Annotated in this window: 18 protein-coding genes and 1 other annotated feature (1 of these 19 only partly in view); of the genes, 12 read left to right on the forward strand and 6 right to left on the reverse strand. The window is 56.7% G+C overall.

The genetic code is table 11. From position 1 onward, the window contains the following. Window positions 1-78: a sequence feature (Thr leader region), on the reverse strand; it reaches 42 nt to the left of the window's first position. Further along, window positions 17-85, reverse strand: a complete 69-nt coding sequence (gene thrL / locus GC087_RS25845) for a thr operon leader peptide (protein ID WP_071988721.1) — start codon at window positions 83-85, stop codon at window positions 17-19. It overlaps the preceding feature by 62 nt. A 187-nt stretch (window positions 86-272) precedes the next feature. Beyond that, window positions 273-977 (reverse strand): tRNA/rRNA methyltransferase, encoded by a 705-nt coding sequence (locus GC087_RS19425; protein ID WP_006117621.1) that lies wholly within the window; start codon window positions 975-977, stop codon window positions 273-275. A 601-nt stretch (window positions 978-1,578) separates the two neighbouring features. Between GC087_RS19425 and arcA the strand changes: the two genes are divergently transcribed. Continuing rightward, window positions 1,579-2,295 carry a two-component system response regulator ArcA gene (gene arcA / locus GC087_RS19430; protein WP_006117620.1) on the forward strand — a complete coding sequence of 239 codons (717 nt, stop codon included), beginning with the start codon at window positions 1,579-1,581 and terminating at the stop codon, window positions 2,293-2,295. A 40-nt stretch (window positions 2,296-2,335) separates the two neighbouring features. On the opposite strand, the gene creA is transcribed toward arcA, so the two are convergent. Beyond that, window positions 2,336-2,809 carry a protein CreA gene (gene creA, locus GC087_RS19435; RefSeq protein WP_039338781.1) on the reverse strand — a complete coding sequence of 158 codons (474 nt, stop codon included), beginning with the start codon at window positions 2,807-2,809 and terminating at the stop codon, window positions 2,336-2,338. A 197-nt stretch (window positions 2,810-3,006) separates the two neighbouring features. Between creA and robA the strand changes: the two genes are divergently transcribed. Next, window positions 3,007-3,873, forward strand: a complete 867-nt coding sequence (gene robA, locus GC087_RS19440) for an MDR efflux pump AcrAB transcriptional activator RobA (RefSeq protein WP_006117617.1) — start codon at window positions 3,007-3,009, stop codon at window positions 3,871-3,873. Between the two features lie 46 nt (window positions 3,874-3,919). Here robA and gpmB read toward each other — a convergent pair whose 3' ends face one another. Next, entirely contained in the window at window positions 3,920-4,567 is a 648-nt protein-coding gene (gene gpmB, locus GC087_RS19445) for a 2,3-diphosphoglycerate-dependent phosphoglycerate mutase GpmB (RefSeq protein ID WP_033740218.1), read from the reverse strand. Between the two features lie 60 nt (window positions 4,568-4,627). Here gpmB and yjjX point away from each other — a divergent pair, with 60 nt between their 5' ends. Then, a complete protein-coding gene (gene yjjX / locus GC087_RS19450; protein WP_006117615.1) occupies window positions 4,628-5,143 on the forward strand; it encodes an inosine/xanthosine triphosphatase in 516 nt (171 codons plus the stop codon). Here yjjX and trpR read toward each other — a convergent pair. Both trpR and sltY read right to left on the reverse strand, forming a co-directional pair. Next, the gene (trpR, locus tag GC087_RS19455; protein WP_033740217.1) at window positions 5,121-5,468 is read right to left on the reverse strand and encodes a trp operon repressor; all 348 of its coding nucleotides are present in this window, start codon (window positions 5,466-5,468) and stop codon (window positions 5,121-5,123) included. The genes yjjX and trpR overlap by 23 nt on opposite strands. A gap of 45 nt (window positions 5,469-5,513) precedes the next feature. Continuing rightward, a complete protein-coding gene (gene sltY, locus GC087_RS19460) occupies window positions 5,514-7,433 on the reverse strand; it encodes a murein transglycosylase (RefSeq protein ID WP_039338782.1) in 1,920 nt (639 codons plus the stop codon). 270 nt (window positions 7,434-7,703) lie between these two features. Between sltY and atzF the strand changes: the two genes are divergently transcribed. The 9 genes from atzF (at window position 7,704) to GC087_RS19505 (ending at window position 21,738) form a co-directional block, all read left to right on the forward strand. Then, window positions 7,704-9,500, forward strand: a complete 1,797-nt coding sequence (gene atzF / locus GC087_RS19465; protein WP_324029087.1) for an allophanate hydrolase — start codon at window positions 7,704-7,706, stop codon at window positions 9,498-9,500. Window positions 9,501-9,502: 2 nt separating this feature from the next. Next, window positions 9,503-13,120 (forward strand): urea carboxylase, encoded by a 3,618-nt coding sequence (uca, locus tag GC087_RS19470; RefSeq protein ID WP_324029089.1) that lies wholly within the window; start codon window positions 9,503-9,505, stop codon window positions 13,118-13,120. Between the two features lie 9 nt (window positions 13,121-13,129). Next, a complete protein-coding gene (locus GC087_RS19475; protein ID WP_110267868.1) occupies window positions 13,130-13,831 on the forward strand; it encodes a GntR family transcriptional regulator in 702 nt (233 codons plus the stop codon). 30 nt (window positions 13,832-13,861) lie between these two features. Beyond that, on the forward strand, window positions 13,862-15,130 hold the full coding sequence (gene urtA / locus GC087_RS19480; protein WP_033740212.1) for an urea ABC transporter substrate-binding protein: 1,269 nt from the start codon (window positions 13,862-13,864) through the stop codon (window positions 15,128-15,130). A gap of 77 nt (window positions 15,131-15,207) precedes the next feature. Then, on the forward strand, window positions 15,208-16,773 hold the full coding sequence (gene urtB / locus GC087_RS19485; RefSeq protein ID WP_324029091.1) for an urea ABC transporter permease subunit UrtB: 1,566 nt from the start codon (window positions 15,208-15,210) through the stop codon (window positions 16,771-16,773). Next, window positions 16,773-17,849: an urea ABC transporter permease subunit UrtC gene (urtC, locus tag GC087_RS19490; protein ID WP_324029093.1), complete on the forward strand. Its 1,077-nt coding sequence runs from the start codon at window positions 16,773-16,775 to the stop codon at window positions 17,847-17,849. The genes urtB and urtC overlap by 1 nt, the downstream gene beginning before the upstream one ends. After that, window positions 17,842-18,633 (forward strand): urea ABC transporter ATP-binding protein UrtD, encoded by a 792-nt coding sequence (gene urtD / locus GC087_RS19495; protein WP_133745520.1) that lies wholly within the window; start codon window positions 17,842-17,844, stop codon window positions 18,631-18,633. Before urtC ends, urtD begins: the two co-directional genes overlap by 8 nt. Next, entirely contained in the window at window positions 18,634-19,332 is a 699-nt protein-coding gene (gene urtE / locus GC087_RS19500) for an urea ABC transporter ATP-binding subunit UrtE (RefSeq protein WP_324029095.1), read from the forward strand. 288 nt (window positions 19,333-19,620) lie between these two features. Continuing rightward, on the forward strand, window positions 19,621-21,738 hold the full coding sequence (locus tag GC087_RS19505; protein ID WP_324029097.1) for a TonB-dependent siderophore receptor: 2,118 nt from the start codon (window positions 19,621-19,623) through the stop codon (window positions 21,736-21,738). Window positions 21,739-21,765 lie beyond the last annotated feature (27 nt).

Genomic DNA, 21,765 nt, shown 5'->3' on the forward strand with positions numbered 1-21,765 from the left:
GTTTTTCCTGGATGCGTCAGCCCGCCCCGTTACCCATGGTAATGGTGGTGGTAATAATTGTGGTGTTCAGGCTGTGATTACGCATTCAGATTTATTTTCTGTCTGTCATTGATTGTCCGTCTGGTTCTAAGAAGTAAATCAAAGCGCACATCAAGTCAACGGTTTTATCCTTTGTGCAAAAAAAACTCGCCATGCTTAGCGTGTGATTGCAGGAAAAAAACCTGGCGAATCGTTTGGTATCGTGCGCTTAATTAACATCTGTCACTAAATAGTTACGCATTCCCCGAGGATTTCTCTGCGAGCTTTTTTTCCACATCATGTAACAGGCGATGCAGCATTGCACTGTCGCGCTGTTCCAGCAAACCAATACGCTGATTAATCCAGTCTGACATTTTGATGTCGTCGCTGACATCCAGTTGCTGGAGTAGCTGCGTCAGACGCTGGCGCAACGCATGCAATTGCTGCGCATCGGCAAGCGGCGTAACGGGCGCTGTGACCTGGTTAAGGGCCGCTAACTGATAACAGTACACCATCACCGCCTGCCCGAGATTTAATGAAGGATAGTCCTGCGCCATAGGGATCCCGGTGAGCAGGTCAACCTGATCCAGTTCCTCGTTGGTCAGCCCACTGTCTTCGCGACCAAACACCAGCGCCATGCTGTTTACCCACTGCCGCTTTTCAAGCAACCGGGCTTCAACCTGCTGGGGCGTGGCGTAGTAACGGAACCTGGCGCGACTGCGCGCGGTGGTGGCGACGGAAAAATCGATATCCGCCAGCGCATCAGCCAGCGTAGCAAATGTTTTCACGTTATCCAGGATGTCCCCCGCGCCGTGCGCCACACGCCGTGCAGCCGGGTCCTGCCAGGCATCGCTGGCGACAATGCGCAGTTCACTAAAACCCATGGTTTTCATGGCACGGGCCGCTGCGCCGATATTTTCCGGCCGGGCGGGCGAGACGAGGATAAGAGGAAAAAGCATGATCATTCCATCAGTAAATGTAGACGGTGCAGTGTAACATGTAGCGTGATATTAAGAGGTATAAGCTTTGAGGTTAACACCCTGAAATACATGTTAAAACACGTAAAAAAAAGCCATTGCGTCCTTTTTTACCATAAAGTGCACATTATCAGAAACTTCAAAATAAAAGCCTTTCAATTCAGCCCCCTGTGATAGTAAGTTTCTAACATCCCGTTTTGTGCTGTGCTGTGCCTGTCGGTACAAAAACGACGTGTAATCGCCTTCTGCGTCAATTTTTCGGGATGTTTTTCACAGAAATGTTAACGTGCTACAATTGCATTTGATATAAGTCAACGAAGCGTTGTTTTTATGCTTAGCAGTTGTTGTTATTGCTGTTAGGTTGCTGTTAAGACAGTTAGTATATGTTTCAATTTATTATTCCGCAGGGCATGGAATTGTCGTTACGGCTGGCTGAGCGAACACGGTTGTTGACCTTGATAAAAGCTTATCACAATGACTTTCGTACAACGGTTCAGCAAAGCTTGCCGTTCTCCGCACTGGAGAGCACCTAACCGCTGTACGCCCTGTTTTCAATTTAGTTGGCAAAATTAGGTAGCTAAACATGCAGACCCCGCACATTCTCATCGTTGAAGACGAACTGGTCACGCGTAATACCCTCAAAAGTATTTTTGAGGCGGAAGGTTATGTCGTGTATGAAGCGACCGATGGTGCAGAAATGCATCAGGTATTGACCGACAATGATGTCAACCTGGTCATCATGGACATCAACCTGCCGGGCAAAAACGGCCTGTTACTGGCGCGTGAACTGCGTGAGCAAGCTAATGTGGCATTAATGTTCCTGACAGGACGCGATAACGAAGTTGATAAGATCCTTGGACTGGAAATTGGCGCAGACGACTACATCACGAAGCCATTTAATCCGCGTGAGTTAACTATTCGTGCACGTAATCTGCTGTTACGCACCATGAACTTACCGCTGCCTAATGAAGAGCGTCGTCAGGTCGAGAGCTATAAGTTCAACGGCTGGGAACTGGATATCAACAGCCGTTCATTGATCAATCCCAACGGTGAGCAGTACAAACTGCCGCGCAGTGAGTTCCGCGCCATGCTGCACTTCTGCGAAAATCCCGGCAAAATTCAGACCCGTGCTGATTTGCTGAAAAAAATGACCGGACGCGATCTGAAACCTCACGATCGTACCGTTGACGTCACCATCCGCCGTATTCGTAAACATTTCGAATCCACACCGGATACGCCAGAAATCATCGCTACCATTCACGGTGAAGGCTATCGTTTCTGCGGTGACCTGCAAGAGTAACTGCTTCAGAAAAACGCCCTTTCGGGCGTTTTTTTATGCGTTAATGCCAGGGCATAATCGGCACGGCACTCAGCGCATTTTTCGGCGAACCATCCACCACCTTATCCGAATACGCCAGGTAGACCAGCGCATTGCGCTTGCTGTCAAAGAAGCGAACAACCTGCAACTTCTTAAAAATCAGGGAAGTACGCTGGCGAAACACAACGTCACCCTGCGCTTTTCCTTTGGCGATCTTATCACTTAACTCAATCGGTCCGGTTTGCTGACAGGAAATAGCGGCGTCAGACGTGTCCTCTGCGAGTCCCAGTCCGCCCTTAATCCCGCCCGTTTTCGCCCGACTGATATAGCAGGTTACATTTTTAACATCAGGATCATCGAACGCTTCCACCACAATTTTGTGGTCCGGCCCAAACATCTTAAATACGGTATCGACCGAGCCGATCTCTTCGGCCAGCAGCGAACTGGAAAATAGCAGACCGGCGAAGGTGGCGATCGCAAGACGAGTTATTGTCATGAGTTACCATTGCAAATGTAATAGATGAGCATGTAATGTACTGTCAATTGATACAATAACCAATGCAAAAAGGGTATAAACTCCCGCGTTAGTGAATAGTACAACTACCCCAATCAAAGCCGATCACGTCTTTACGCTATAAGTACTATTATTCGTCGACTTCATTTAGCTGCGCCACCAGAGTATGAGGATGTTTTATGGACCAAGCCGGTATCATTCGCGATTTGCTTGCCTGGCTGGAGAGCCATTTGGATCAACCCCTTTCACTGGATAACGTTTCCATTAAGGCAGGTTATTCTAAATGGCATCTACAACGGATGTTCAAAGATGTCACCGGGCACGCCATCGGCGCTTACATCCGGGCACGGCGTCTTTCTAAAGCCGCCGTCGCGCTTCGCCTGACCAGTCGCCCGATTCTTGATATCGCCTTACAGTATCGGTTCGATTCCCAGCAGACCTTTACGCGTGCCTTTAAAAAGCAGTTTAATCAAACCCCTGCATGGTATCGCCGTTCATCTGACTGGAACTCCTTCGGCATTCGCCCACCGATTCGCCTGGGCAATGACACACTGCCGGAACACCAGTTCGTTACGCTGCCGGAAACCGTACTGTTTGGTCAGACACAGAGCTACACCTGCACGCTGGAACAAATTTCCAAATATCGTGATGAAATGCGCCTCCACTTCTGGCGGCAGTTTCTGCTGGAAACGGATACGGTGCCGCCAGTGCTTTACGGTCTGCACCAGGTCCGTGCCAGTCATGAAAAGGATGATGAGCAGGAGATTCTGTATACCACGGCGGTGCCTGTGGACAGCGCAACGAATATGCACTCCGGGCAGAACGTCAGCCTGGAAGCAGGCGACTATGTGCAGTTCAACTATGCAGGTCCCCGCGTAGATTTGCAGGAATTTATCCTGTTACTGTATGGCACCTGCATGCCGACACTGGGACTGACTCGCCGTCAGGGCCAGGATATTGAACGTTTTATTACCCATGGCGGAAAGAAACGGACCGAACCCCCAGCAGATATTAAGTGCGAGTATCTGATCCCGATTCGCCGTTAATCGCGTTTGTGATTATGCCGTCGCGATGACGGCATGATCTGTCAACTTACCGCTGAAGTTCGTCCAGCGCGGGCTCGTCAAGATGCGAAATATCTCCCGCCGTTTCGACCACCCAGCCCGCTGCCAGCCAGGCGCTTTGTTGATGATCAACGCGGGAAATCGAACAGTTACGCAGACGAAGACGACGTTCCGCATACGCAGGCAATCCCAGAATGGTGCTCACCAGCACGCCCAGCGCCATACCATGGCTGACAATCAAGGGGCGGCTGCCAGCCGGTAACGCCAGGCAGGCATTCAGGGCATCCTGCATACGCTGCGCCAGTTCTGTCATAGATTCGCCCTGCGGAATACGGCCACCCTCAGTGCCGTTAACCAGCGACGCGCGCCAGCCCTCTTCTTCCGCACTCAACTCGTCCAGCAGGCGTTTTTCCAGCACGCCCATATTCAGTTCGCGCAGGCGGGCGTCAAAGGTGACATCGCAGCCGCAGGCATCGGCAATGATTTCTGCCGTACGTCGGGTACGTCCTAAGTCGCTGGAAATGATATGGGTGATACCTGCGTGTTTAATCCGTTCACCGACCTGACGGGCCTGGTGCTCGCCTTTTGCCGTCAGCGGACTGTCGGAGTGCCCTTGAATGCGGCGTTCTGCATTCCATACCGTTTCACCGTGACGAACAAGATAGACCTGTAGCATGCGTAGTTTCCGTTATACTGCGACCAAAATCGCCTTTATTACCTGAGGGTTCAATTAATTATGTACCATGTCGTCGCAGCTACCACCAATCCAGCGAAGATTCGTGCGATTGCTCAGGCATTCAACGACGTTTTCGGCGAGGGATCCTGCCATACAGAAGGGGTGGAGGTCGAGAGCGGCGTGGCAGCACAGCCCCTCTCTAACCTTGAAACCCGCACCGGCGCACGTCAGCGCGTCATGAATGCCCGTCAGGTTCGCCCGGAAGCCGATTTTTGGGTCGCGATTGAAGCAGGCATTGAAGAAGAGAGCGCGTTTGCCTGGATAGTGGTGGAAAACCACAAGCAGCGGGGTGAATCACGTTCAGCCAGCTTTACGCTGCCGCCGCCCGTGATGGCGGGTTTACGTGAAGGCCGTGAACTGGGCGACGAGATGGCGCGCCTGACCGGCATAGAAAACATTAAACACAAAGGCGGTGCGATAGGCACGTTAACCCATGGTCTGCTCAGCCGCTCCAGTGTGTATCATCAGGCGTTAATTCTGGCGCTCTGCCCGTTTACACATCCTTATTACGCGTAATCGACTCAGGGTGGCGCAGTTGGGCCTCCAGCCAGCGCTTGAGTGCGGGAGGCGCCTCTTTCAGGCTGTTCGATCCCCGGGTGATGGTCGCGATGCCGACGCCAAGCTCATTTTTCAACTCACGCTGGCTCATGTCGCCGTTCAGCAGCGATTCGATGATACGCAGACGTGTGCCAAAGGCTTCCCGCTCATCGGGCGTCATCATGAGTTGCAGGAGCGGTAATGCATGCTGGTCGGCAAACGCCTGCTGAATCAGATCAACAAAACGTAGCCAGTTCGACTCCGCAGCCTGTTCAGTTTCGGGTGGCACAGCAGGTTGGTTCATGAGAGGGCTTCCGTACTCACTAAAGAGTACGGAAGCTTAACACAGCTAGTAACGGCGATTCCACTCAGCATCTGACAGGATCTTGTCAGGCTGGCCCAGGAAGTAGCGATAGTAGGCATCATAAGCCAGCACATTCTTCACGTAACCCCGCGTTTCGGAAAACGGAATGGTTTCGATGAAGGCGACGGCACTCAGATTGCCCGCGGTGCTGTTTTGCCAGGTCCGTACGCGACCGGGCCCGGCGTTGTAGGCCGCCGAGGCGAAGATCCGGTTCTTATCAAACTGCTGATAGACATAATCCAGATACTGCGTGCCAATCTGGATATTGGTTTGCGGATCGAACAGCTGAGACGGATTCACATAGCCAGGAATGCTAAACATCTTCACGGTATGCGTGGCGGTGGCGGGCATAATTTGCATCAGGCCACTCGCACCGACCGGGGAACGCGCTTTCGGGTTCCACGCACTTTCCTGACGGGAAATCGCCATCGCATAGCTCTGCGGAATGGTTTTCCCCTGTGTGTTCTGCTTATAAAGATTCTGCCATGCCAGCGGGAAGCGTTCTTTCAGGCTGTCCCACATTTTTGCGGTGATGGTGGCCTGTACGCTGAGATCCCACCAGTCCTGCTCGCTTGCGTAACGCGCCAGCATCTGCTGCTGGACATGGGTTTTGCTGTTAATCAGGTTGGCCCATTCGCTTCGCGCCAGATTATCCAGCCCCCAGTACATCAGCTCGCGTACCCGGGCCAGCTCGGGCCCCTGTATCGTGGCGCTGTCGGGTTTCGGTGCGGCATCTACCTGCAGAGGATAATTCACGCCCAGACGCTGTGCAGCCACCATCGGGTAAAAGCCGCGTGACGTCATCAGTTTGCGCAGAATCTCATCGGCTTCTTCTTTGCGATCTTTGGAATAAAGCAGATCGGCCTGCCAGTATTGCCATTCGTCTTTCTCTTTCGCTTCTACCGGCAGACGGGCAATCCAGGTATTCAGGCCACGACGGTCATTTTCACTCAGCGCCAGGCGGACGCGCCGCTCCAGCAAGGCAGTTGATTCGCTGTTCATCACCACCGCATCGCGCCAGCGCGCTTGCTCAGAAGTCAGATCGCTGCCCATCATGCGCCAGACCACAATCTCCTTCAGCGCCTGTTCATCCTCCGGCCCCATTTTTTGCGCCCGGACCAGTTCGGGAATCATGCTGCGGGCATTTTCCATATCGGCACGCGCCACACGGGCGAAGGCAAAGATAGTGGCCTGGCGCGTAAAGTCGGTGGCACCAACGCTGTTGGCAAAAGTCGTTACGGACTGGGGATCTTTCTGCAGCGTCAGTAAGGCATCCGACATCGTCTTATAATCAGCGGGCAGCATCTTCGCCAGATAGCTGACAAGGCTGTCATTGCCCGCTTTCATCGCCAGACGAATGCGTTCCAGCACCGTAATAGGCGAGAGCTGCCCTGAGGCCTGCCAGACTGAAAACAGCTTGTCACAGTCATTCGGCAAGGCGGTGCCGCGCAGCCAAATCGCTTTTGCGCCCGCAAAGGCCGCCTGCTGCTGACCGGTAGACCATTTTGCGTAATACCAGTTGCAGCGCGCCTGCACCGGCGTCGGTTCATCCGGACTGAAATTCAGTACGCCTTGCCAGTCCTGACGATGGGCCAGCACGTTCACAAACCGTGTTTTCAGCGACCGTGCCGGGGGCAAGGTGGGGTACTTTTGAATGAAGTTCTGCACCGCCAGGCTGGTTTCCTGATCCAGATCCTGCGCCAGCAAACGGTATTCTAAGTAGGGATAAAGCGGATAATCCTGCAGCGTCGGTAACAGTTGATCGACTGTCGCCATCTGGTTACTGTCCCACGCCTGTTTAATCTGTTGATATCGTTGCCGTTGTTGATCAAGCGAATCAGCCCATGCGCTGCCGGCCATGCTCACCAGGCAGAACCCTATCATCCCGTTACGCCACTTCTCCACGTAAATCTCCTCTGTTGCTGGGCCCTGGCAGGGTGCCAGACGTTATTCATGCTAACCAGGGGAAGCCACTCTTGCCATGTTCTTCACAAAATTTACCTTTGCGCAGGCGTGGCGCACCGCAATGTCACACGTTCTGCGCTACGGCTGTGCATTTTATCATCACATAAACTTATGGCATGCCGCTTTATCTCTTTGATTCATCAAGTTAAAAATCTGGCACAGCCTTTGCTCTGTTGAATGCCATCTTGTATACCAGTTGGAATTTATTGCATGGCTTCAACATCTGGCTTGACCCTTAGCGAATGGCAGCAACGCGCCCGGCAGCACCCACAGCAGCTTCAGACGTTGCTGGCAACCCACCTGGCGGAACAGGAACCCAGTGATAATGCCTGGATCTGTCTTGCCAGTCCGGCGCAGCTCGAAGCACAAATCACGCCGCTTCTGGCACGCTATCAGCAGGATCCCGACGCGCTTCCTTTGTTCGGTGTGCCGTTCGCGGTCAAAGACAATATTGATGTCGCAGGCTGGCCGACCACCGCCGCCTGCCCGGCGTTTAGCTACACCGCTGAAGAGGATGCCTTTGTGGTGGCGCGCCTGAAAGCAGCAGGTGCGGTGGTCATCGGCAAAACCAACCTTGATCAGTTTGCAACCGGCCTGGTGGGCACACGCTCACCTTATGGCGCGGTGTGTAATACCTTTGATCCGGATTTTGTCAGTGGCGGATCCAGTTCCGGATCGGCCTCAGTACTGGCGCGTGGCCTGGTGGCTTTCTCACTCGGTACTGACACCGCCGGGTCAGGTCGGGTGCCGGCAGGGTTTAACAATATTGTCGGCCTGAAACCGACAAAGGGCTGGTTCTCTGCCCGTGGTGTGGTCCCGGCCTGTCGCCTGAACGATACGATTTCGGTGTTTGCGCTGACGGTTGAAGACGCCTTTACCGTGGCCAGCCTGGCCGGTGGCTACGACGAGAAAGACGCCTATTCGCGCGTGAATCCCCGTACGGCCCCAGCAGGCATGAAAGCCCGTCCTGATTTCGCCATTCCGGCTACACCGGAATTTTACGATGATGCCGCCGCCGAAGCCGCCTGGGATGCCGCGCTCAGCGCACTGAAGGCGACCGGCGCGACGTTGCATCCCATTGACTTTACCCCTTTCCGCCAGCTCGCCGAGCAGCTTTATCAGGGTCCGTGGGTCGCCGAGCGCACCGTCGCCGTAGGCGAGATGCTTAACCAGCCAGAGAACATGGATCCGGTGGTCCACGGCATTGTGGCGAATGGCCTGAAGTACAGCGCCGTGGATGCCTGGCAGGCCGAATACCAGCGTGCCGAACTGGCCCGGCACATTCAGCAGGTTCTGGCCTCGTTTGATGCGCTGGTGGTGCCCACCTCGCCCACCATTTACACGCTGGACGAAATGCAGCAGGAGCCGGTACTGTATAACGCGCATTTTGGCACTTATACCAACTTCACTAATCTGGCCGATCTTGCTGCACTGGCCCTGCCCGCCCCGTTCAGAAACGACGACCTGCCGGCGGGCATTACGCTCATCGCTCCCGCCTGGCATGACCGCGCGCTGGCGCAGTTTGGACTGCGCTGGCAGCAGGCTCTGGCCCTGCCTCTCGGCGCAACCGGCCTGCCACTGCCGTCCTCCCCGGCGGCGCTTCCTCTATCCCACGATCATGTTCGGGTGGCCGTCGTCGGCGCACACCTCACCGGGATGCCCCTTAATTTCCAGCTCACCACGCGCCAGGCCGTTCTGGTGGAAGAGACGCAGACCGCCAGCCAGTATCGCCTGTTTGCCTTATTAGAGGGTCCGATTAAGAAACCCGGCCTGATGCGCACAGAACAGGGGACGGCCATTACCGTTGAACTTTGGGATATCCCGCTGGCGCGCTTCGGTGAGTTTGTGGCGGAAATTCCTGCCCCACTGGGCATTGGCAATCTGACGCTTGCCGATGGACGTGTGGTGAAAGGCTTTATTTGTGAAGGTGCCGCGCTAACCGGCGCGCTGGAAATCACTGAATTTGGCGGCTGGCGTAACTGGCTTGCCTCGCCTGGGAGTAACTAATTATGTTCAGCACAGTCCTGATTGCTAACCGGGGTGAAATTGCCTGTCGCGCCATCCGCACGCTGAAACGTCTGGGCATTGAAAGCGTGGCCGTGTTTTCCGATGCCGACCGCAACGCGCAGCATGTGAAAGAGGCGGATATCGCCGTGGGTCTGGGCGACGACAAAGCCAGTGACAGCTATCTGCGCGTCGACAAAATTCTGGCGGCGGCGCAGGAAACGGGCGCCCAGGCGGTCTGGCCCGGCTATGGTTTTCTGTCAGAGAGTCTGCCCTTTGCTGCCGCCTGTGAACAGGCCGGTATCGTGTTTGTCGGTCCCACGGCTGCGCAAATTGGCGAGTTTGGGCTGAAACATCGCGCCCGTGAGTTAGCCGCGCAGGCCGGAGTACCGATGACGCCAGGCACGCCGCTGCTCAACACACTTGATGACGCCCTAAGCGCAGCCGAATCCATCGGTTATCCGGTGATGTTAAAAAGCACGGCAGGCGGCGGAGGCATTGGGCTGACGCGCTGTGCCGACGCCGGGGCACTGCGCAATGCCTGGGAGAGCGTCCGTCGACTGGGCGAACAATTCTTTAGTGACGCCGGCGTTTTCCTCGAACGCTGTATCGATCATGCCCGCCACGTGGAAGTGCAGATCTTCGGTGATGGCAAGGGCACCGTGGTGGCGCTGGGCGAGCGCGACTGTTCGCTGCAACGCCGCAACCAGAAAGTGGTGGAGGAAACCCCCGCGCCCTGCCTGCCCACGGCCACGCGCGCGGCGTTGCTCGCCTCGGCCGTTCGGCTGGGTGAGGTAGTCAATTACCGCAGCGCGGGGACCGTAGAATACATTTATGATGCACAGCAGGACGCCTTCTATTTCCTGGAAGTGAATACCCGCCTGCAGGTTGAGCATCCGGTCACCGAATGCGTCACCGGCCTCGACCTGGTGGAATGCATGTTGCGCGTCGCCGCTGACGAAGCGATCGACTGGCCGCGCCTGCAGCAGGCACCGCAGGGCGCGTCGATTGAAGTCCGTTTGTACGCCGAAGATCCTTTAAAAAACTTCCAGCCCAGCCCCGGCGTGCTCACGCATGTCAGTTTTCCTGACGATGTCCGTGTGGACAGTTGGGTGACGACCGGCAGCGAGGTTTCCAGCTATTACGATCCGATGATCGCCAAGCTCATCGTCCATGCGGACACGCGAGAGGCGGCGCTGAAAAAACTGCAATGCGCACTGAACGCCACACAACTGCACGGTATCGCCACCAATCTTGATTATCTGCGGCAGGTCGTGGCCACCGAGGCGTTCCGTAGCGGCAAGGTCTGGACACGTTTTCTGGACAGCTTTACGCCCGCGGCAGCCGTAGTCGAAGTGCTGCAGGCGGGCACGTTCAGCTCCATCCAGGACGTGCCGGGCCGTCTGGGTTACTGGAATATCGGCGTACCGCCGTCAGGTCCGATGGATGATTATGCCTTCCGCCTTGCCAACCGCATCGTCGGAAATCACGAGTCGGCGGCCGGGCTGGAATTTACCCTGCAGGGCCCAACGCTGCGCTTTCATTGCGCGGCGACCCTTGCTCTCACAGGGGCAGACTGCGGTGCCACGCTGGATGGCATCCCTGTCAGCAACTGGCAGCCGATAACGGTCAATGCTGGCCAAACGCTGACACTGGGTCGCGCCCAGCGCGGTTGCCGCTGTTATCTGGCTATCCGTAACGGCTTTGATGTCCCGGAATACCTTGGCAGTCGTTCCACCTTTTCTCTGGGCCAGTTTGGCGGGCACGCCGGTCGCACGCTTCGGGTTGCCGATATGCTGCCTGTCTCGCAACCGTCACTGGCAGCCTGCACCACGCCCGCGCCGGTCAGCGCTCCGCAGGCACTCAGCCCGGCGCTGATCCCAACGTACACCAGCGAATGGCACATTGGTGTCCTGTACGGACCGCACGGCGCACCTGACTTTTTCACCCAGGCCGCCATCGATGAATTCTTTGCCAGCGACTGGCAGGTTCACTACAACTCCAACCGCCTTGGTGTACGTCTGGTCGGGCCTAAACCGGCCTGGACGCGCGCTAACGGCGGTGAAGCGGGCCTGCATCCGTCCAACGTGCACGACTGTGAATACGCGATTGGCGCAATCAACTTCACCGGTGACTTTCCGGTCATCCTGACCCACGACGGTCCCAGCCTCGGCGGCTTTGTCTGCCCGGTGACGATAGCCAAAGCCGAACTGTGGAAGGTCGGCCAGGTCAAACCGGGCGATAAAATTCGCTTCCATCCCATCAGCGTCGAAGAAGCCGTCGCGCTGGAAAATGCCCGGTTGCAGGTCATCGCCACGTTGCGTCCGCACACGGCGCAGACGTTTGACGTGCCGTCGCTGGCCGACAACCGCTTTGGCTCCGCTACCGTGCTCGCCGCCGTTGCCGCCACCGACACCACACCGCAGGCGGTATATCGTCAGGCCGGCGATAAATACATTCTGATCGAATATGGCGACAACGTGCTGGATCTGGCGCTCCGCCTCCGTGTTCATCTGCTGATGGCGTCGCTGCGTGAGCGACCGGTTGACGGCATCGAAGAGCTCTCCCCCGGCGTGCGTTCACTGCAAATTCGCTATGACAGCCTTACCCTGTCGCAGTCCCAGTTAATGTCCGAGCTGCTGGCCCGGGAAGCCATGCTCGGTGATGTCAGCACGCTGAAAGTGCCCTCTCGCATTGTCTGGATGCCGATGGCGTTTGAAGACAGCGCTACGATCGGTGCCGTCGGACGTTATAAAGAAACCGTGCGCGCCAGCGCGCCCTGGCTACCCAATAATGTCGATTTTATTCAACGTATCAATGGATTATCCGATCGTGAACAGGTCCACGATACGCTGTTCAATGCCAGCTACCTGATTTTGGGCCTGGGCGATGTTTATCTGGGTGCACCCTGCGCGGTGCCGATTGATCCCCGTCATCGCCTGCTCAGCTCCAAGTACAGTCCGGCCCGTACCTTTACCGCAGAGGGCACCGTCGGCATCGGCGGCATGTACATGTGCATTTACGGCATGGACTCTCCCGGCGGTTACCAGCTGGTCGGCCGTACGTTACCCATCTGGAACACCTTCCTGAAAAACCCGCAGTTCGGTGCCGGTGAGCCCTGGCTCCTGCGCTTCTTCGATCAGGTGCGCTTCTATCCGGTGAGCGAAGAGGAACTGGCGCAACTTCGTGATGATTTCCGCGAGGGCCGTGCTGCGCTGCGTATCGAAGAAACTGAATTCGATTTTGCCGCTCACCAGGCGTTTCTGGTGGCGAACGCCGACGACATTGCGGCGTTTCGCCAGCGCCAGGCCGCGGCATTTGAGCAGGAGGTCCGGCTCTGGTCGCAGGAGGAGCCGGAAGCCCCCACTTCCACTGAGGCCGAGTCAGACGCGCCCGCTGAGGATAACAGCGCGCAGGCTGTACAGGCAGATATGAACGGCAATATCTGGAAAGTGCTGGTGCAGGCGGGCGAGACGGTGAGCGCCGGACAAACGCTGGTGATTGTTGAGGCAATGAAAATGGAACTGGCCATTACGGCTCCCTGCGCGGGTCGGGTGAAACGCGTGGCCTGCCAGGCCGGCCGCCCTGTCAGCCCTGGCGACACGCTGCTGTGGCTGGAATAAGGAGCGCCGATGACGACCCGATCACCACGAAGCAAAGCCCGCCCGGAAGCACTGGCAGAACGGGTTTACCAGGCACTGAAAAACGACATTTTTGAGTTCCGCCTGATGCCCGGCGACCGCTTCAGCGAAAGTGAGATTGCAGAGCGCATGGCAGTCAGCCGCACCCCGGTTCGCCAGGCCCTGTTCTGGCTGGAGCGTGAAGGCTATGTCGACGTGTGGTTTCGCAGCGGCTGGCAGGTGAAAGCCTTTGATTTTGCCTACTTCGAAGAGCTGTACGATTTGCGTACCGTCCTGGAGTGCGAGGCGGTCACGCGCCTGTGTGCGTTGCCGCCGACCCAGTGCGCCGACCGGCTACGCGAGCTGTATCAGTTCTGGTGCGAAGCCGCGCAGGTGGAAGATGGCAAGCGGGTTTCACAGCATGATGAGGCGTTTCATATGACGCTGGTCGCCGCTGCGGGCAATGCGGAAATGGCGCGGATCCATGCCGAGCTGACAGAGAAAATCCGCATTATCCGGCGGCTTGATTTTACCCGGGAAGATCGTATCGCGGCGACCTATCGCGAACACGCACAGATTTTGCGGGCCATTTTATTGCAAGAGACCGGCGACGCCCGCCAGATCCTGACCGGGCACATTGCCGTCAGTAAAGCGGAGGTCAGAAAAATCACGCTACACATGCTCCAGCAGGCCCGGCTTCAACCCATTGAATAACGTATCCATACCATTAGGGGTTTATCATCGATGAAAAGACGTTCATTGCTTAAAGCTTTTGCTCTCTCAGCTACCGTCGCGGGCATGGGGTTCGCCTGGAGCGCTCAGGCGGCTGACACCATCAAAGTAGGCATCATGCACTCCCTTTCCGGCACCATGGCCATTTCTGAAACGCCACTTAAAGATGTCGCCCTGATGACCATCGATGAAATTAACGCCAAAGGCGGCGTGCTGGGGAAAAAACTGGAGCCCGTAGTGGTGGATCCGGCCTCAAACTGGCCGCTGTTCGCCGAGAAAGCCCGGCAACTGCTGACCCAGGACAAAGTGGCTGTGGTGTTTGGTTGCTGGACCTCGGTATCGCGCAAATCCGTGCTGCCAGTTTTTGAAGAACTGAATGGTCTGCTCTTCTATCCGGTGCAGTACGAAGGTGAAGAGATGTCGCCGAACGTCTTTTATACCGGTGCAGCACCAAACCAGCAGGCGATTCCGGCGGTGGAATACCTGATGAGCCAGGATGGCGGCGGGGCCAAACGTTTCTTCCTGCTGGGAACAGATTATGTTTATCCCCGCACCACCAACAAGATCTTACGCGCCTTCCTGCATTCAAAAGGCGTGCAGGATAAAGATATCGAAGAAGTATACACCCCGTTTGGCTACAGCGATTACCAGACCATCGTCTCTAATATCAAGACGTTCGCCGCTGGCGGCAAAACCGCGGTGGTCTCCACCATCAATGGCGATTCCAACGTTCCGTTCTACAAGGAACTGGCTAACCAGGGCATTAAAGCCACCGATATCCCGGTCGTAGCCTTCTCGGTGGGTGAAGAGGAACTTCGTGGGATTGATACCAAACCGCTGGTCGGTCAACTGGCAGCCTGGAACTATTTTGAATCCTTAGATAACCCGACCAACGCGAAATTTGTTGCCGACTATCGGGCTTATGCAAAAGCGCACAATCTGCCGAATGCCAGCACCGTGGTAACCAATGACCCGATGGAAGCCACCTACGTAGGCATTCATATGTGGGCGCAGGCCGTCGAGAAAGCCGGTACGACCAATGTGGATAAAGTGCGTGCGGCCATGGCCGGTCAGACCTTTAAGGCCCCGGACGGGTTTACCCTGACGATGGATCAGACCAACCACCATCTGCACAAACCCGTGATGATTGGCGAAGTTGAAGAAAACGGTCAGTTTAACGTGGTCTGGCAGACGGACAAACCGGTACGTGCCCAGCCCTGGAGCCCGTATATTCCCGGCAATGATAAAAAACCGGATCATCCCGTGAAAACGACGCAGTAAAACTCAGACCGCCCTCGCGCTGGCTGTGAGGGCGGCCGTCAGGACATCCTATGCTCGCCCTTTTGATGAGGCTCACCATGATGCTTCGCCTGAATTTTTTAGCGTTATTGCTGCTTCTGCCGCTGTTTGCCAGCGCCGGACCCGCTACGGACTTTGCCGCCGCCAGCCGAACTCAGCAGGCCGATCTGCTGCAACAGTGGGCCGCTGCGCCAGATGCCCGCCGTTTACCCTTGCTGGAAGCGTTAAAAGCGGAAACCGTCGTAACGGATCAGGACCACCATCCCTTTAGTAAAACCGGGAATACGCTTCAGCCACTGGATGACGCCGCACAGCCCAACGGCGACGTTAAAAAGTTGTTTATGAACAACCGCCTGCGTGTACTGGTCGCCAGTGCTCTCGCCGCCCATCAGCTGGTAAGCCCTGATGCCGGCGTGCGCCTGCGCGCGGCGCAACAGTTACAAAACGACGCGGCCGCTGACCTGCTTCCGCTCATAGAGAAACGCCTCAGTGTTGAAACGGATCCTCAGGTTCATGCTGCGCTGGCCATGACGGCGGCCAGTCTGCAGCTGACCAGCACGCAGCCGATGGTGCGGCTTAGAGCGGTCAAACTGCTGGGCGAATCCAGCGATCCTAATACTCAGGCCAGCCTGCAGCGCCTGACGCAGCCCGCAGCCGAGCCCGATGAAACGGTACGCGAGGCAGCGGCAGACAGCCTGAAGCAGATGAAAAGTCGCCTGATGTGGGGCGATCTGCTGGGACAGGCATTCAGCGGGCTCTCGCTGGGATCGATCCTGCTGCTGGCCGCGCTGGGCCTGGCCATCACCTACGGTCTGCTGGGGGTGATCAATATGGCGCACGGTGAAATGCTGATGCTGGGCGCGTACGCCACCTGGCTGGTACAAAACCTGTTTCAGCAGTTTGCACCGCAGTATATCGCCTGGTATCCGCTGCTGGCGCTGCCGGTCGCGTTTCTGATGACGGCAGTCATTGGAATGGCGCTGGAGCGCACTATCATTCGCCATTTGTATGGCCGCCCGCTGGAAACCCTGCTCGCGACCTGGGGCATCAGCCTGATGCTGATTCAGCTGGTGCGTATGCTGTTTGGTGCGCAGAACCTGGAGGTCGCCAATCCCGCCTGGCTGTCGGGCGGATTGCAGGTGCTGCCCAATCTGGTTCTGCCCTGGAACCGCATTGCAGTCATCCTGTTCGTGGTGTTTGTGCTGATACTAACCTGGCTGCTCCTCAACCGTACGCGGCTGGGGATGAACGTGCGCGCCGTCACCCAAAACCGGGCCATGGCCGACTGCTGTGGCGTGCCGACGGGCCGCGTGGACATGCTGGCATTTGGTCTGGGTTCCGGTATCGCGGGGCTGGGCGGCGTCGCCCTGTCGCAGTTAGGCAATGTCGGGCCAGAACTGGGCCAGGGCTACATCATCGACTCTTTCCTGGTGGTGGTGCTGGGCGGCGTCGGCCAGCTTGCCGGAACCGTGGTCGCCGCACTGGGACTGGGCATTCTCAACAAAGTGCTGGAGCCGCAGATGGGGGCCGTATTGGGGAAAATCCTTATTCTGGTGTTGATCGTGCTGTTTATTCAAAAACGTCCGCAGGGACTGTTTGCCGTGAAAGGAAGGGTGACTGACTGATGACGCAACCTCTCACCTTACGTCTGACGCGTCAGGCACCGCGCCTGACGCTGGGCATTGGCGCAGTCGTTACGCTGCTGCTGCTGATCATGCCGTTCCTGGCACTGCTGCCCGCCTCGCATCCGCTGGCGATCTCCACCTATACCTTAACGCTGGTCGGTAAAATTCTGTGCTACGCCGTGGTCGCGGTGGCGCTGGATCTGGTGTGGGGTTATGCGGGCTTACTTTCTCTGGGGCATGGCCTGTTTTTTGCGCTGGGCGGCTATGCGATGGGCATGTACCTGATGCGCCAGGCCTCCGGGGACAGCCTGCCCGCGTTTATGACCTTCCTGTCCTGGGATCGGCTGCCGTGGTTTTGGGCAGGCACGCAGCATTTCGCCTGGGCGCTGTGTCTGATTGTCCTCGTGCCGGGCCTGCTGGCGCTGGTGTTTGGTTTCTTTGCCTTCCGCTCGAAAATCAAAGGCGTGTATTTCTCCATCATGACCCAGGCGCTGACCTATGCCGGCATGCTGCTGTTCTTTCGCAACGAAACCGGTTTTGGCGGTAACAACGGCTTTACCGGTTTTACGACCCTGCTGGGCTTTAGTGTGACCTCAACCAACACGCGCATCGGCTTGTTTATTGCTACCGTCATGCTGCTGTTAGCAAGCCTGGTGCTGGGCTTCGCGCTGGCCCGCAGTAAATTTGGCCGGGTGCTGACCGCTGTTCGGGATGCCGAAAACCGCCTGATGTTCTGCGGTTACGATCCCCGGGGTTTTAAGCTGTTCGTCTGGACCCTCTCGGCCATGTTATGTGGCCTGGCAGGCGCGCTCTATGTACCCCAGGTTGGCATTATTAACCCCAGTGAAATGTCCCCGACCAACTCCATTGAAGCCGCTATCTGGGTCGCACTTGGCGGGCGCGGTACGCTTATCGGTCCGCTGCTCGGGGCCGCCATCGTCAACGGCGCGAAAAGCTTCTTCACCGTGGCTTTTCCGGAGTACTGGCTGTTTTTCCTGGGGATGATGTTTATTTTGGTCACGCTGTTTCTGCCGCGTGGCGTGATGGGTTTACTGCGCCGGAGAAAAGATGACTGAGACCCTGTTCACCCAAACTCTGCCAGCCGATCGTTATCGTGCCCGGCGCGATCCGGTCCTGCAGTTGGCTAACATCACCGTAACCTTTGAGGGGTTTCGTGCGCTTAACAATCTCTCTTTACAGATTGGCGTCGGTGAACTGCGCTGCATCATTGGTCCTAATGGCGCAGGTAAAACCACGCTGATGGACGTTATTACCGGCAAAACGCGTCCCGACACAGGGCAGGCCATTTACGATCAGGATAAAAACCTCATCGCCCTGTCGCCGGTCGAGATTGCCCGTAGCGGAATTGGGCGCAAATTTCAGAAGCCGACAGTGTTTGAAGCGCTGACGGTATTTGAGAATCTGGAGATTGCCCTGAAAACCACCAAAACCGTCTGGGCCAGCCTGCGTGCGCGCCTTGACAGCGCGCAACGGGATCGGATCGATGAGATCCTGACGCTGCTGCGGCTTAGCGCCGCCCGCCAGCGACCGGCAGGTCTGCTGTCGCATGGCCAAAAGCAATTTCTTGAAATCGGCATGCTGCTGGTGCAGGAACCGCACCTGCTGCTGCTTGATGAGCCCGCTGCGGGCATGACCGATGCGGAAACTGACTACACCGCAGAACTGTTTCGCAGTCTGGCGGGCAAGCATTCACTTATGGTGGTTGAGCACGATATGGGCTTCGTGGAAACCATTGCCGATCACGTCACCGTTTTGCATCAGGGAGCCGTACTGGCAGAAGGTTCCCTGCGCGAGGTACAGGCCAACGAGCAGGTCATTGACGTTTATTTGGGGCGCTAAATGTTACAGGTATCTGAACTGCATCAGTATTATGGCGGCAGCCACATTCTGCGTGGCCTGTCTTTTGAGGTTAAACAGGGTGAAGTCACCTGCCTGCTCGGCCGCAACGGTGTGGGGAAAACCACGCTGCTGAAATGCCTGATGGGCTTAATACCGGCTAAATCGGGCGAGGTGCGCTGGCAGGACAATATCATCAACGGGCGAAAGCCCCACCAGCGCGTGCAGGCCGGCATGGCTTACGTGCCGCAGGGGCGGGAGATTTTTCCGCGTCTGACGGTTGAAGAGAATCTGCGGATGGGCCTGTCACGCTTTTCATCCTCGCAGGCAAAGCAGGTGCCTGAAGAGATTTACCAGCTGTTTCCGGTATTGTTCGATATGAAATCCCGCCGGGGCGGCGATCTGTCCGGCGGCCAGCAACAGCAGTTGGCCATTGGCCGGGCGCTGGCCAGCCGTCCACAGTTGCTGATCCTCGACGAGCCTACCGAAGGGATTCAGCCTTCAGTGATCAAAGAGATTGGCCTGGTGATCCGCCAACTGGCACAGCGCGGCGACATGGCGATTCTGCTGGTCGAGCAGTTTTATGATTTTGCCGCGGACCTGGCCGACCGCTATCTGGTCATGTCGCGCGGTGAAATTATCCAGCGCGGGCGCGGTGAAGAGATGGAAACGGATAACGTGCGGAGCCTGGTCACCATCTGATTCTCCTCCTGTCAGGCAGGTCGGCGCGCAGGCTGACCTGCCTGGAACGCGGCACCCTGCGCTTTCTTCCCACCTGAGCCATGCACGCCCACGGTACGCATCCGTGACCGGCCCGTTTCTTTTCCGTCGTTAAATTCTTGTGTAATAACGCACAAGACATCTTGTAATAAATAACAGTAAGTATAATAATTCTCATTTGCATTCAATGTGCATAACACCTTTGTCACATGACTTTCTGCGCCTTTCTTCTGCCGGGCGCGTTGTATTTGCCTTTGTAAGGGATAAACAATGAGAATGCCTTTTGGCCCGAAACGGTTAGCGCTACTGTGTTCCATCGCCATTGCCGCCCCTGCGGTCTCCTTTGCCGCCGATACGCTGGTGGTGACAGCAAAGCCTGAAGAAACATCGACCACGCCCACTGAAGGCTACACGGCGACCGTCAGTAAAGGGGCAACCAAAACCGATCGTCCTTTGATCACCACCGGTCAGTCCGTTTCGGTCGTGACGCGCCAGCAAATGGCCGATCAGGGCGCAATGGATGTGAATCAGGCGCTTAACTACACCGCCGGTGCCTTCACGAACTTCGCTGGCGCAGCCACCCGCTACGACACGGTCTCTCTGCGCGGCTTCCACGGCGGCGATGTCGATAACATTTTCCTGGACGGTCTGCGCCTGATGAGCGATCCCGGCAGCTATAACGTGCTGCAGGTCGATCCCTGGTTCCTCGACCGTATTGATGTGATCAAAGGCCCCTCTTCTGCCCTCTATGGACAGACGGTGCCGGGTGGCTTAGTGATGGAAAGCTCCAGACGTCCGCAGTATGCGCCTGAGGGACATTTCCGTTTGTCTACCGGCAACCATAACACCAACAGCGCTGCGTTTGATTACACCAATGCCATCAACGATCAGTGGGCGTTTCGTCTGACCGGCATAACGCGCAACAGTGATACGCAGTACGATCACACACGCGAAGAAAAATATGCGATTTCGCCTTCACTGCTGTGGCAACCTGATGAGGATACGTCACTCCTGCTGCGCGCTTATCTGCAAAAAGATCCGTCCGGCGGCTATCACAGTGCCGTGCCAGGGGACGGCAGCATCACCGAACATAACGGGCGTAAGCTCAGCACCGGTTTCTATGATGGCGACAGCGCGCTGGATCAGTTCAAGCGGCGAGAGCAGATTTACAGCGCGGAATTCGCTCACCGCTTTAATGAAACCTGGGCGTTTCGCTCGAATGCCAGCTACTCCCATTCCAATGTCGATCTGGATCAGGTTTATCAGATTGGCTGGGCATCACCGCAGTCAGAACTGCTCAATCGCTACTATTCCGGCTCGCGTTCGTCGCTGCAGGCGTACGCGATTGATAACCAGCTGGAAGCCGACTTTGATACCGGTCCGGTGGATCACAAGGTGGTGCTCGGTGCGGAATACCATCAGTACACGAACGATTTACGGGGTGCCAGCGGCCCGGCCAGTTCACTCAATGCGCTGACAGGTCAGGCCATGGGCGTGAATCCGGCTTACGTGTTTACAAATTCACAGCGTCGTTACTATCAAACCGGCGTGTACCTGCAGGATGAGCTGAAATGGGACAAATGGCATCTGGATCTCTCAGGCCGCTACGATCGCATCGTGTCTGAAAACCGCCAGTACAGCACCGATACCCAATATCGTCGTCAGGATGATCACGTCAGTGGCCGGGCGGCGCTGCTGTATGCCTTCGATAACGGGATTTCGCCCTACGTCAGCTATAGCCAGGCGATTACGCCACAATCCCTTTCCGGACGGGATGGCAACCTGCTGAAGCCAACGACCTCGGAGCAGTATGAGACCGGCATTAAGTACCAGCCCGTGGGCACGTCCGATCTCTACTCCGCCGCGATCTACGACCTGACACAGAATGATGTCGGTAACCGCGTGGTAGTGGGCTCCTATTATGAACCGGCTGGCAAAGTGCACTCTCAGGGCCTCGAACTGGAAGCGCATAATCAGCTCACCCCGCGACTGAGCACGCTGGCGAGCGTGACGGTGAACCATGTGCGCTTCAAAGATTCCATCGACGGCAATAACGGCCACACGCCTTACGTGACGCCTGACTCGATGGCGTCTGCCTGGGCGAAATACCAGTTTGATGCGGGAATCAGCGTCGGTGCTGGCGTGCGTTACATTGGTCGGCAGTGGGCAGACAATGAGAACACCACACGTCTGCCTTCCGCTACGCTGTTTGACGCCTCGGTCCGCGCTGATTTAGGTGCCTGGAACAGCAGCCTCAAAGGCGCGTTTGTGCAGCTTAATGCCAATAACCTGACCGATCGCGACTACGTTTCTGCCTGCTACGGCACGGGCCTCTGCTACTGGGGCGCAGAGCGCACCGTGGTGGCGACCGTCGGCTACGATTTCTGATCCCTCCCAGGGCGGCAATCCGTGCCG

This window comes from Pantoea sp. JZ2 (assembly GCF_035191405.1).
Taxonomy (GTDB): Bacteria; Pseudomonadota; Gammaproteobacteria; order Enterobacterales; family Enterobacteriaceae; genus Pantoea; species Pantoea stewartii.